Source organism: Frankia sp. BMG5.23, from assembly GCF_000685765.2.
Lineage (GTDB): Bacteria > Actinomycetota > Actinomycetes > Frankiales > Frankiaceae > Frankia > Frankia casuarinae.
This window is the reverse complement of the sequence record NZ_JDWE01000011.1, coordinates 1-12,518: the sequence shown is the minus strand read 5'-3', so window position 1 is coordinate 12,518 and position 12,518 is coordinate 1. Positions and strand designations below refer to the sequence as shown.

General features: G+C 69.5%; 10 protein-coding genes. 1 reads left to right on the top strand and 9 read right to left on the bottom strand.

Features of this window, described 5'->3' with window-relative positions; all coding sequences use genetic code 11:
- Positions 1-43: 43 nt before the first annotated feature.
- The 7 genes from rodA to BMG523DRAFT_RS07440 all read right to left on the bottom strand — a co-directional run bounded on the left by rodA (position 44) and on the right by BMG523DRAFT_RS07440 (position 8,748).
- Entirely contained in the window at positions 44-1,279 is a 1,236-nt protein-coding gene (gene rodA / locus BMG523DRAFT_RS07470) for a rod shape-determining protein RodA (RefSeq protein WP_011435659.1), read from the bottom strand.
- 116 nt (positions 1,280-1,395) lie between these two features.
- The gene (gene mrdA, locus BMG523DRAFT_RS07465) at positions 1,396-3,585 is read right to left on the bottom strand and encodes a penicillin-binding protein 2 (RefSeq protein ID WP_011435658.1); all 2,190 of its coding nucleotides are present in this window, start codon (positions 3,583-3,585) and stop codon (positions 1,396-1,398) included.
- A complete protein-coding gene (gene mreD / locus BMG523DRAFT_RS07460; RefSeq protein ID WP_011435657.1) occupies positions 3,582-4,124 on the bottom strand; it encodes a rod shape-determining protein MreD in 543 nt (180 codons plus the stop codon). The genes mrdA and mreD overlap by 4 nt, the downstream gene beginning before the upstream one ends.
- 5 nt (positions 4,125-4,129) lie before the next feature.
- Entirely contained in the window at positions 4,130-5,131 is a 1,002-nt protein-coding gene (mreC, locus tag BMG523DRAFT_RS07455; RefSeq protein WP_043590741.1) for a rod shape-determining protein MreC, read from the bottom strand.
- A gap of 138 nt (positions 5,132-5,269) precedes the next feature.
- Entirely contained in the window at positions 5,270-6,301 is a 1,032-nt protein-coding gene (locus BMG523DRAFT_RS07450) for a rod shape-determining protein (RefSeq protein ID WP_011435655.1), read from the bottom strand.
- Positions 6,302-6,732: 431 nt separating this feature from the next.
- Positions 6,733-7,146 (bottom strand): nucleoside-diphosphate kinase, encoded by a 414-nt coding sequence (gene ndk, locus BMG523DRAFT_RS07445; protein WP_011435654.1) that lies wholly within the window; start codon positions 7,144-7,146, stop codon positions 6,733-6,735.
- A 171-nt stretch (positions 7,147-7,317) separates the two neighbouring features.
- Positions 7,318-8,748, bottom strand: coding sequence for a dihydrofolate synthase (locus BMG523DRAFT_RS07440; RefSeq protein WP_011435653.1), 1,431 nt, complete (start codon positions 8,746-8,748; stop codon positions 7,318-7,320).
- Positions 8,749-8,925: 177 nt separating this feature from the next.
- Between BMG523DRAFT_RS07440 and BMG523DRAFT_RS07435 the strand changes: the two genes are divergently transcribed.
- Positions 8,926-10,245, top strand: a complete 1,320-nt coding sequence (locus tag BMG523DRAFT_RS07435) for a folylpolyglutamate synthase/dihydrofolate synthase family protein (protein ID WP_023840540.1) — start codon at positions 8,926-8,928, stop codon at positions 10,243-10,245.
- Between the two features lie 66 nt (positions 10,246-10,311).
- On the opposite strand, the gene clpX is transcribed toward BMG523DRAFT_RS07435, so the two are convergent.
- Both clpX and BMG523DRAFT_RS07425 read right to left on the bottom strand, forming a co-directional pair.
- Positions 10,312-11,598, bottom strand: a complete 1,287-nt coding sequence (clpX, locus tag BMG523DRAFT_RS07430) for an ATP-dependent Clp protease ATP-binding subunit ClpX (protein WP_011435651.1) — start codon at positions 11,596-11,598, stop codon at positions 10,312-10,314.
- 362 nt (positions 11,599-11,960) lie between these two features.
- Positions 11,961-12,518, bottom strand: a 558-nt coding sequence (locus BMG523DRAFT_RS07425) for an ATP-dependent Clp protease proteolytic subunit (protein WP_035958189.1), incomplete at its 5' end; no start/stop codon positions are given.

Below are 12,518 nucleotides of genomic sequence, written 5' to 3'. Positions count from 1 at the left end.
ACCCGGGAAGCGCCGCCGACCCGGGAAGCGCCGCCGAGCGAGCTCAGGAGGCATACGGGTCCGATCGGGATCGCAGCCGCACGTTCTGCAGGAGTCCGACAGCAATCATGTTTGCGAACATCGACGAACCGCCGTAGGAGAGAAAAGGCAACGGCAGGCCGGTGACCGGCATGATGCCCAGGCACATGCCGATGTTGACGAACGCCTGGAAGGTGAACCAGGAGACGACCCCGGTGGCGACGAGCGCGCCGAAGGAGTCCTGCGAGCCGAAGCCGATCGACAGGGCCCGCCACAGAACCACGCCGAGCAACACGATGATTCCGCCACCCCCGAGATATCCCAACTCCTCCCCCGCGACACTGAACACGAAGTCCGTCTGCTGTTCCGGGACGAACTGGCCCTGGGTCTGCTGGCCGTGCAGCAGGCCCCGTCCGGAGATTCCGCCGTTGGCGATCGCGATCATCGCCTGGTCGACGTTGTAGCCCGTGCCGGACGATGCCTTGTTCTCGGAGACGAACGAGGTCAGCCGGGCCTCCTGGTACGGCTTCAGAAGATGGAACTGGAGGATCGCGCCGCCGAACAGCACACCGCAGAGGATCAGCCCCAGCACCCATCGGCGCGGCGCGCCGCTGACCGCCAGCATGCCGAGGGTGGTGAAGACCAGAACCATGACGGTACCGAAGTCCGGCTGCAACATGATCAAGCCGATCGGGACCACGGCGAGCCCGAGCACGAGCAGCACGTCACCGTGGCCAGGGGCGCCGCGCCGGACTCCCGTGTGCCGGTCCTCGTGTTTCTCACCGAGGATCATCGCCGCGCCGACCACGAGCGCCATCTTGGCGAACTCGGACGGCTGCAGCTGGAAGCCGGCAGGCAGCACAATCCACGAGTGTGCGCCGTTGATCGTCGAACCGAACAGGAGTACCGCGACGAGCCCGACGAGCGAGCCGAGATAGACGAAGGGCGCGTAGGCCCGCACCGCCCGGTAGTCGATGACGGTCGCAACCGCGCCGAGCACCAGCCCGATGGCCAGGTTCAGCAGGTGCCGATCGAGGAAGGTGTTGGGATCACTGCCCGCCTCGCTGAGCCGCTGGCGGGTCGCCGACCAGACCAGCAGAGCACCGAGAACGGACAACGCGATGACGCAGAGCTGCAGCGGCCAGTCGAGCCGGCGCAGCGGCGAGTGGGGCCCGGAAGCCCTCTCCCGCAGGTGCCCGATCCGCCCCCGGATGGGCACCGGAGACGATCGAAGTGCGGTGGGTCCCGCTTCGTCTACCACTGCGCCTCCCGCCACCACCGTCACGCCGACACGACATTCACGTCCTGGGCTCCCACCCCATCCCCCGAGACCCCGCCCCCATCCCGAGGCGCCGTCCTCACGGCACGAGGTGGCCGTCAGGGCGGCGCCCGGCCCGTCGCCGTCACGCCCGCGCCGCTGGTGCCGGGCAGGGGGGCGGCCGGGCCCGGCGCCGATCCGGCCGGCGAGGCCAGCGTCGCGGGGGCGGGCTGCGGTGACGCCGCCGCGATCGTCCCGTCCCGGTTGAGCTTCGGCAGCCCGGCCGGCGGTTTCCCACCCGGCATCGCCGCCGGCCGGCCGACACCGTAGATTGCCTGGTAGATCTGTTTGGCCACCGGAGCCGCGAACTCCGCGCCGGTCCCGGAGTCCGGGATGGTGACCACGACGGCGAACTGGGGGTCGTTCGCCGGCGCGAAGGAGGCAAACCAGGAGGTGTCCCCTTTACCCTCAACCTCGGCGGTTCCGGTCTTCGCCGCGATCGGGACGACGTCGCTCGGCCAGTCCGCGAAGACGCCGGTGGCGGTGCCCCCGCCCTCCGTCGTCACCCCGCGCAGGCTGTCCCGGATGTAGGCGAGGTTCTCCGGTGAGACCGGCAGCGTCCCGGCCCGGCGCGGCGCGAAGGTCCTGACGACCTTGCCGTCCGGAGACACGGTGGCCTTGGCGAGGGTGGGCTTGTACAGGGTGCCGCCGTTGGCGATGGCCGCGTAGGCGACGGCGAGCTGCAGCGGGCTCAGCGACAGGTACTGGCCTTGGCCGATCGCGAACTGGGTGGCGGCACCGGCGTTGTACAGGTAGCCGTCAACGCACGCCTCGGCGGCGTACTTGCGGTACCGCTCGGCCTTGGCCGGGTCGGGTTCCTCCGGGTAGCCGTTCTTGGCCCGCCGGCAGTAGGAGTCCTTGAGCTCCGCCCAGATCGCCTTGGCGCCGGCGCGGTCGACGACGGAGCCCCGCGTCTCGCCGGGCAGATCCAGCCCGGTGGTCCGGCCGAAGCCCATCGCCTGGGCCATCTTGACGAAGTATTCTTTCGGGGGGGAGTAGGGCCCACGGCCGTTACGCAGCCCGCCGTCCGCGAGCCAGGCGTCGTAGGCGAACTTGTCGAAGATGACGTCACAGGAAATGACCAGCGCCTGGTGCAGGGTGATCGGACCGGCCGACTCGCCGTCGAAATTGTGGAAGACCTGGTCACCGATCTGCAGGCTGGGCGCGCAGTCGTAGCGGTCGTTCCCCTTGGCGCCCAGGTTCTGCATCGCGACGGCGGTGGAGATGGCCTTGAAGGTGGAGCCGGCCGGCCCCGACCCCTGGTAGGCCCGCGAGAGCAGCGGGATGCCGTTCGCGGGATCGGACAGCGCCCGGTAATCGCTCTCCGAGACCCCACCGCTAAAGACCGACGGGTCGTAGGACGGCAGGCTCGCCATCGCGATCACCCCGCCGGTGCGCACGTCCAGCACAACCGCGGAGGCGGTGCGCGGGCCGCCCCCGAGCTTCTTGATCGTTTCCGTCAGCGCCTGCTCGACCGCCTGCTGCACGTCGAGGTCGAGGTTGAGCACCAGGTGGTCACCGCTGAGCGGCGCGATGGTCGACGCGGTACCGGCCACCCGGCCGAACCGGTCCACCTCCAGGCGTTCCACCCCGTCGGTGCCGCGCAGCTCGTCGTCATAGGTGCTCTCCAGACCGGCGACGCCGATCAGGCTGTTGAGGTGGTAGCCCTTCTCATCCCCCTGCTTGTCGAGCTGGTCCTGACTGACCGGCGCGAGATAGCCCAGCTCGTGCGCGGCCAGCGCGCCATGCGGGTACTCGCGGACGGCCTGCAGGTCGGCGGAGACACCGGGGAAGCGGTCGGGATGTTCGATGACGGCGAGGGCCTGCCGCGGACTGACGTCCTTGGCGACCGGTACCGGCTGGTAGGGCGATCCGTTCCAGCAGGGCGGCTTCACCTGGGCGCTACAGAACCGGATTCGCCGGGCGAGCTCGTCCGCGGGGGTGCCGATCACCGCGGCGAGGCGGGCGAGGACGGCCCTGCCCTGGTCGGCCTGCCGATCCGTGGTCGACCGGTTCACCGAGATGACCAGCGACGTACGGTTTCGGACGAGGGCCTGCCCCTTGTCGTCAAGGATCATCCCCCGGGTCGCGGGCGTCACCACCTCGCGGACCCGGTTGGTCTCGGCAACCCGGCGGTAACGGTCACCGTCCAGGATCTGGAGCACCCACAGCCGCGCGCCGAGTGTGATGAGCAGGGAGACGACCAGCACGCGCAGCAGCAGGACGCGGACCCGCATCCGGTCGTTCACCGCGGCTCCCGCCGTCGACCGCCGGCCAGCCGCCGGGAGCCCGCGAGCAGCAACGGGAACAGGAACGGGGTGAGCAGGAGGGCGTAGACGCCGGCTACCAACGCCCGCAGCACAGCCTGACCTCCCGTCAACGCCGCCTCACCGAGGATCGAGGTGGTGGCGGCGTATCCGAGAGTGCCCAGCACACTCGCCCCACCGATCGCCGCCAGGGGAACCACCACCGACCGCTCCGCCGCATCCATCGCCAGTCCGACAGCGTAACCGATCAGACACAAAACGAGAGCAGTCTGACCGAGGACATGACTGGAGGACAGATCGGCCAGCAATCCCGCCACGAAGCCGGCGACCGCGCCGAGCAATGGCCCCTCGATCAGCGCGATCGCTGCCAACAGAACGAGCATGAGGTCAAGCCGGCCACCGGGCAGACCCAGCCGGGCGATCACGGAGACCTGGAGGATCAGGGCGACGGTCAGGAGCACGACCGCGGCCACGACGGCGCGCCCGCGCAGGGTCTCCTCAGGGCCGGCGATGCCCCACATCACGCTCAACCCGCTCCGCCCCCGACGCCGGATGCCGCCCCGGCCAATGATCCCCCCACCGGCGACCCAGCGGTGGGTGACAGCGGGGCCGGCGGAACGGACGCGGCCGGCGGAACGGACGCGGCCGGCGGAACGGACGCGGCCGGCTCGGTCGGCACCGGCCTGGGCGTCAGCACCCGGTCGCCGGGGTCGGCCGGTGGCTTGCCGACCACCACCCCGACCAGGTCCAGGGTGCCGACCGACGCGTACGGTTTGACCTCGGCGGTCCGCGACAGACCATCGACGTCAGTGACCTTGGTGACCATACCGATCGGGACGCCGGCGACGTAGTCGAGACTGCCGAAGGTGACCAGCCGATCACCTTTCTGCACCCGATATGAGGCGTCGTACAGCGTGAAGGTCAACGTGCCCGGTCCCTGCCCACCGGCCACGGCACCGAGCAGCTGGGTGCGTTCGAGCCGTGCTCCGATGTGACTACCCGGGTCGCAGGCCAGCCGGACGATTGCGGTGTGCTCGGTCACGCCGGACACCGTGCCGACCAGCCCGTCGGCATTGAGCACGGTCTTGTCGACCACGATGCCGTCGGCCCTGCCGGCGTTGATGGTGACGGTCCAGTCCGTCCCCGTCACGTCACCGACCGCAATCACCTTCGCCGGCACGATGGTGTACTGGCCCTTGTCCGCCAACAACCGGAGGTCGGCGAGTTCGGTCGACATCCGGCCGATCTCGGTGTCGTCGGCGATCTGGCGGCGCAGGCGGGCGTTCTCCTCCGCGAGTCGATCCGCCCGGTCGTGATAGCGGTTCGGATGCGTCAGGGAGGAGGCGGTCCGGCCAATCGGGCGGGTGACCGTCGTGACGCCGTTCTCGACCCCCCCGAAGATCGAGTGCAGAACCCCACGTGCTCCGGTGGCCGATCTCCCGGTCCGGTAGTCCAAGGTGATCAGAGTGAAGGCGATGATGAGCAGGGCGACGATCACCAGGCGAGATCGCCTCGTGCCACGGCCCACAACACCCTCCGAACACACTCTTACGCGATCCGGTGCCGCGTGGCGACGGCCACGCGGCACCAGGCACCGCTCCGGCTATATCCAATGGGAAGGGATCGGTCCAATGGGAAGGGATCGGCAAAGGCCCTGCGCAAGCGCCTAGCGCCGCGGCTCGGAGATCAGTACCTGCTGTAGGGCCTCGAACTCCTCCACACACTTGCCCGACCCCATTGCAACCGAATGCAGTGGATTCTCCGCGATGTGGATCGGCATGCCGGTCTCCTGCCGCAGCCGCTCGTCGAGACCGCGCAGCAGCGCCCCGCCGCCGGTGAGGACGATGCCGCGGTCCATGATGTCGCCGGAGAGCTCCGGCGGGCAGCGGTCGAGGGTCACCTTCACCGCGTCGATGACCGCGTTGACCGGATCCTCGATCGCCTTGCGGATCTCCTCCGCGGTCACCACGATCGTCTTCGGCAGTCCGGTGATCAGGTCACGCCCACGGATCTCGGCGCTGGGCTCGTCGGGAACCTTGTGCGCCGACCCGATCGCCATCTTGATCTCCTCGGCGGTGCGTTCGCCGAGCATCAGCGAGTACTCCTTCTTGACGTAGGAGATGATCGCGACGTCGAGTTCGTCCCCGGCGGTACGGATCGACTGGCTGGTGACGATGCCGCCCAGTGAGATCACGGCGACCTCGGTGGTACCCCCGCCGATGTCCACGACCATGTTGCCGGTCGGCTCGTGCACCGGCAGACCAGCGCCGATCGCCGCGGCCATCGGCTCCTCAATGATGTAGACCTTGCGGGCGCCGGCCTGATAGCCGGCGTCCTTCACGGCCCGCTGTTCCACGCCCGTGATGCCGGAGGGCACGCATACGACCAGCCTGGGCTTGGCGAAATGGCGCCGCCGGTGCACCTTCTGGATGAAGTAGCGCAGCATCCGCTCGGTCGTCTCGAAGTCGGCGATGACGCCGTCCTTCAGCGGCCGCACGGCCACCACGTTGCCGGGCGTCCGGCCGATCATCCGCTTGGCGTCGGTTCCGACGGCGAGGATGCCCGAGGTGGTGGTATTGATCGCGACCACGCTCGGTTCGTTGAGGACGATCCCGCGGCCACGCACGTACACCAGCGTGTTGGCGGTACCGAGGTCGACGGCCATGTCACGACCGAGGAACGACAGCGAACTGGACATCGTCGGGTACCGACCTTCCCGGGGGATGCGGTCCTGGCCGCCTCCGGCGCGACCGACAGGCACGGCCTACCGAGGAGCCGGAGAAGCGCGTGGAACACGTACAGAGTTCGTAGATCGGACAAGACGACCCGGGCGCCCACCGGGAATTCGACCACGGCCACCGACCACGACCCTGTCGGTTACCGCGACCCACCGGACACGCTCCGGGCAAGTACTTGAAGGGTAGACCGACACCGGGCCCCTCGCCGCCCCGGTCGGTGATGGGCCGGTTTCGTGTCACCCTTGGGCCGGAACCGCCCTGCGCACACCCATGAGTCACGAGGGCGACACGCCCACGGTCCCGGCCCGGCCAGGCCAGGCCACCCGAAATCCGACCGGAGGCGTCTCGATGCGTCTCGGGAACGCCCCGGTCGGTGTGAACGGCTACGCGGTCAGCTCAGGCCCGGGAAGAAGAGGTCGATCTCCCGCTTGGCAGACTCCGGCGAGTCCGAGCCGTGCACGAGGTTCTGGCCGATCTCCAGCGCGTAGTCCCCACGCAGCGAGCCGGGCGCGGCCTTGACCGGATCGGTTGCGCCGATCAGCCCACGCGACGCCTCCACCGCACGCGGCCCCTCGGCCACGAGGGCCACCAGCGGCCCGGAGGTGATGAAGTCGACCAGTTCACCGAAGAACGGCTTGCTGGCATGCTCTCCGTAGTGCGTCTCGGCGACGGACCGCTCCAACGTGCGCAGTTCGAGCGCCACCAGAGTGAGCCCCTTGCGCTCGAGCCGGCCGACGACCTCACCGACGAGGCCACGGCTGACGCCATCGGGCTTGACCAGGATGAGGGTGCGCTCGACGGACACGGTACTCCTTCTCGATCATCGACTTCGTCGTCCTCGACGAGGGACCCAAGGATCCCTCGCCAACTTACAGGGTGCCCACGTCCGCACCGTGACGGGACCGCGGCGTCCCGGGAACGCCCCGCAACCGCATCAGGAACGCGTCGGGAACATGTCGGAAAACCCAGGAGGACGTCACGGACGCAGCAACGCCCGGGCCCGACCCACGACGGAGGCCGAACCGGTGACCACCACGCCGGCGCCACCCAGATCGGCGTCCTCCTCGGCGAGGCGCACCCCGGCGTCGAGCGCGTCGTCCAACCGGGGTACGACCTCCACCCGGTCGGAGCCGAAGACACCCACGGCGACCGCGGCGAGACCGTCGACCGGCAGCCATCCGGGCCCAGCACCGGCGGTGACCACCACCGTGTTCAGGACCGGCTCCAGGACGGCCAGGAGCTCCGCTGCCTCCCGCTCGGCGGCACCGTCCCGCTCGGCGGCACCGTCCCGCTCGCCACCACCGTCCCGAGCGGCGGCACTCTCGACCTCGCGCTCGATGGCGATGACCCCGACAAGGACGTCGAAGGTGAACGCCTCGTCGAGCGCCGCGGCCAGCGCGCCCGCCGCCACAGGCGAGCCGGCCACGTCAAGAATGATCGTCGGGGACCGGCGGACGACCTCCAGCCGGCCCCGGGAGTCCACCTCGGCAAAACCGGCGCGGACCGCATCGACGTCGAGTTGGTTGCGCCCGCCGCCGAGGAACGCCTCGACCGCGGCCAGCGCGACCGCCGCGTTATGGGCCTGATGCGCGCCGTGCAGCGGCAGGAAGATCTCCTCGTAGGTGCCGCCCAGCCCCTTCAGCGTGATCATCTGCCCCCCGACGGCCACCTGCCGGCCGAGTACACCGAACTCCAGCCCCTCCCGGGCGACCATCGCCCCGGTCTCGGCGGCGCGCCGCAGCAGCGCCTGCGCGGCGGGCAGGACCTGCTGGGCCAGCACGACCAGGGTGTCGGCGCGGATGACTCCCGCCGTCCGCGTGGTGATCCGGTCCAGGCCCGCCGCCGGCTCCCACTCGCCCACCGCCACGGGGGTGACGACCGACACCGGCGCGTCGAGCAGTGCGCTCAGCTCGCCGGCGTCGTCCCAGCCGGACTCGATCACGGCGAGGTCGGCGGGGGCGTCGGCGAAGGCGGCGAAGGCCACGGCGGCAAGCAGCTCGAAGGCGCTCAGCCGGCCGTCATCCTCGATCAGCGGCAGGTACGGCGCGATATCGGCGTAGGCGCGGCCGAGGACGTCGGAATCGATCGTGGCGTCGGCCAACCCCACCCGCTGCTCGGCCCCGAGCCAGCCCGGCGAACTCAACGATCCCGCGCGGATGCCGAACGAGTGCAGCAGTGCGGTGATCGCGGACACCGTGGAGCTCTTCCCCACCGAACCGGTCACCACGATGCTCGGAAGGGCCCGCTGCGGCTGGCCGAGCAGATCCAGCAGACGGCGCAGCCGGTCGAAGCCCGGCCGGGCGCGGATGTCGCGGCGTTGGGAGTACTCGGCCGCGAACGCGCGTGGACCCTCCCGCTCGTGATCAGGAGCATGGGTGGTTCCGGCGGTCCCGGCAGCGCCTGTCACATCCCCGATGGTACGGCCCGATGGGACGGGTCCACCGGGTTCACTCCCGCCTACGCAGGCGCCCACGCCGGTACCCGCGCTCCCCCGCAAAGGACGCGTCCGGCGCACCTGTCCGCGGACTACTGTCGACCCCAGGTCGAAGGAGGGCGAAACCAGCCGGTGAAGTGGAACCAGCCTGTGAAGTGGACGTACGAGTCGGCGTGGGCCGCCCTGAACAACACGGTGGATCTCGAAAAGCAGACGATGCCGGCGGGTCGGCCGGTGCCGAGCCTTGACCGGATGCGGGAGCTGGCGGGCCGGCTCGGGGATCCGCACCGGGCGGTTCCGCTGATCCACCTGACCGGCACGAACGGCAAGACCTCGACGGCGCGGATCATCTCGGCGCTGCTGGGCGCGGCGGGGCTGCGGGTGGGGCTGTACACCAGTCCGCATCTGGAGCGGGTGAACGAGCGTCTGGTCGTCGACGGCCGACCGATCGGCGACGAGGAGTTCGGACGCTGCGTGGGCACCGTCCTGGACGCGGCAGCCCCGATGAGTGGACGGCCCACCTTCTTCGAGCTGCTGACGGCCACCGCCTTCCGATGGTTCGCCGACCTGGCCGTCGACGTCGCCGTGGTCGAAGTGGGCCTGCTCGGTCGCTGGGACGCCACGAACATCGCCGACGGGCGGGTCGCGGTCGTCACCAGCATCGGCGCTGATCATCTGGACTACGCCGGGAGTATGGCGGGCGTGGCCCGCGAGAAGGCCGGGATCGTCAAGCCCGGCAGTCACCTGGTGCTCGGCGAGGTGGACCCCCGCTTCGACGACATCTTCGCCCGGACCCCGGCCACGGACGTCCTGCGGCTGGGTCGGGACTTCGCCGCGGTCGCCGGCCACCCGGACGCGGCGGGTCGACGGGGCGGTTTCCGCACCCCGCAGGCGCGCTACGACGACGTGCGACTGTCCCTGCACGGTTCCTATCAGGATGCCAACGCGGCGTGCGCCCTGGCCGCCGTGGAGACCTTCGTCGGTCATTCCCTCCCCGACGTCGTGGTCCGGACCGGTCTCGGGGGCGTCCGGGCGCCGGGACGCCTGGAAATCGTGCGCGCACAGCCGCTGTGCGTGCTTGACGGGGCGCACAACCCGGCAGCGGGCGCGGCGCTCGCCCGGTCCCTGCGTGAGGAGTTCCCCGGGCGAGAGTGGACCGTCGTCTACGGGGCGCTGCGCGGTCACGACTACGAGGGGACTCTCGCGGAACTGCGCCACCAACCGATCAGCTCGCTGATCGCCTGCGAACCGGCGTCACCGCGGGCCATCCGCGCCGAGCACCTGGTCTGCGCGGCGCGGGCGCGGGCGATGCCGGCCCACGCCGCATCCGACGTCGGCTGCGCCGTCCGCCACGCCCTGCGGGACGCGGCGGGGCCGGGTGGGGCGATCCTGGTGACCGGGTCCTTCTACCATCTGGCTGAGGCCCGCCGGACCCTGACCGCGCTGGACCCGACGCACGGAATGCACTGAGTGACCCGACGCGCGGGCCGCGCCGAGTCGCACGGGACACGCCGAGTGGGCGCCGGGTAGGCGCCGTCAGGCCGACTTCTCCTGGCGGGGAGCCCGCTTGGACACGACGTCGCGCGGGACCAGCGTCGGATTGACGTGCTCCAGCACGACCTCGCGGGTGACGACGACCCGGGCCACATCCTTGCGGCTCGGGATGTCGTACATCACCGAGAGCAGGACCTCTTCCATGATTGCCCGCAGCCCACGAGCACCGGTCCCACGCAGGATCGCCTGGTCCGCGATGGCCTCGAGCGCGTCCGAGGTGAAGTCGAGGTCGACGCTGTCCAGCTCGAACAGCCGCTTGTACTGGCGGACGAGGGCGTTCTTCGGCTCGGTGAGGATGCGGATCAGCGCCTCACGATCCAGGTTGGACACGCTGGTGATCACCGGGAGCCGGCCGATGAACTCCGGAATCATGCCGTACTTCAGCAGGTCCTCGGGCATGATGTCGCCGAAGACATCGGATCCGTCCGGGTCGTCCTTGCCGTGCAGTACGGCGCGGAACCCCAGCGACTTCTTGCCGATCCTCGACTCGATGATCCGGTCGAGCCCGGCGAACGCCCCGCCCACGATGAACAGCACGTTCGTCGTGTCGATCTGGATGAACTCCTGATGCGGGTGCTTGCGCCCGCCCTGTGGCGGCACGCTGGCCGTGGTGCCTTCGAGGATCTTCAACAGGGCCTGTTGCACGCCCTCACCGGACACGTCCCGCGTGATGCTCGGGTTCTCCGACTTCCGGGCGATCTTGTCGACCTCGTCGATGTAGATAATCCCGGTCTCGGCCTTTTTGACGTCATAGTCGGCGGCCTGAATGAGTTTGAGCAGAATGTTCTCGACGTCTTCCCCGACGTAGCCCGCCTCGGTCAGCGCGGTGGCGTCGGCGATGGCAAACGGGACGTTGAGCATTCGCGCGAGAGTCTGGGCGAGCAGCGTCTTGCCGCAGCCCGTCGGCCCGAGCAGCAGGATGTTGCTCTTCGCGAGCTCGACCTCGCCCTTGCTCCCGTCACCGCTGGATCCGCCCGCCTGGACCCGCTTGTAGTGGTTGTAGACCGCGACGGAGAGGGTCTTCTTCGCCGTCTCCTGCCCCACCACGTAACTGTCGAGGAACTCGTAGATCTCGCGCGGCTTGGGCAGTTCGTCCCATTTGAGCTCGGAGGATTCGGACAGCTCCTCCTCGATGATCTCGTTGCAGAGATCGATGCACTCGTCGCAGATATAGACGCCAGGGCCGGCGATGAGCTTCTTCACCTGCTTCTGCGACTTACCGCAGAACGAGCACTTGAGCAGGTCACCGCCATCACCGATGCGTGCCACCGAGGACTCAGTCCCTTCGTCCAGACGATGGTGTCGCCTGCATGTCAGGGGCGGTTGACACCGCCCAGTCGTCGCGTGTCTGCCTGCAACCATCCCCGTGGGGACGGTACCCCGCCGAGCCGTCCGGTGAGAGCCCAATCGCTCGGCTCATACCGGTCAGCCTACGGTCACCTTGGCCGCCCTCGCCCGTCCACGCAGTCCCATTAGGCCATCGCGTCACGGACGAGAACCGCTGACCGGGTTTCACCGCATCGGCGCGTCGGGTGTGGTAGCGGCCGACGGCCGACGACCGCGGGCCGGCCTCACGAGACGTCACGCCTCGCGAGGCTCCGACCGCGGGCTCGGACCGCCGGCCCGGCACCTCAGCGAGCGGTGGCGAGCCGGGAGGACTTCCGGGTCTTGATGACCTCGTCGATCAGGCCGTACTCCTTGGCCTCGTCGGCACTGAAGATCTTGTCACGCTCGATGTCCTTGCGGATGTCCTCTTCCTTCTTGCCGGTGTGGACGGCGAGCATCCGCTCCAGCAGAGACCGCATCCGCAGGATCTCCCGCGCCTGGATCTCGATGTCGCTCGACTGGCCCTCGCCCTGCGCCGACGGCTGGTGGATGAGGATCCGGCTGTTCTCCAGCGCGAACCGCTTCCCCGGCGTGCCCGCCGCCAGCAGCACCGCCGCCGCCGACGCCGCCTGACCCATGCAGATCGTCGAGATGTCCGGCCGCACGAACTGCATCGTGTCGTAGATCGCCGTCAACGACGTGAACGACCCACCCGGCGAGTTGATGTAGATCGAGATGTCCCGGTCGGGATCCTCGGACTCCAGGAACAGCAGCTGCGCCATCACGTCGTTCGCCGACACATCATCGATCTGCACACCGAGAAAGACGATCCGCTCCTTGAGCAGCTTCGAATACGGATCCAT

Coding starts and splice junctions, on each gene's coding strand:
- mreD (WP_011435657.1), bottom strand. CDS start 4,124: ATGTGGGGCATCGCCGGCCCTGAGGAGACCCTGCGCGGGCGCGCCGTC.
- BMG523DRAFT_RS07450 (WP_011435655.1), bottom strand. CDS start 6,301: ATGTCCAGTTCGCTGTCGTTCCTCGGTCGTGACATGGCCGTCGACCTC.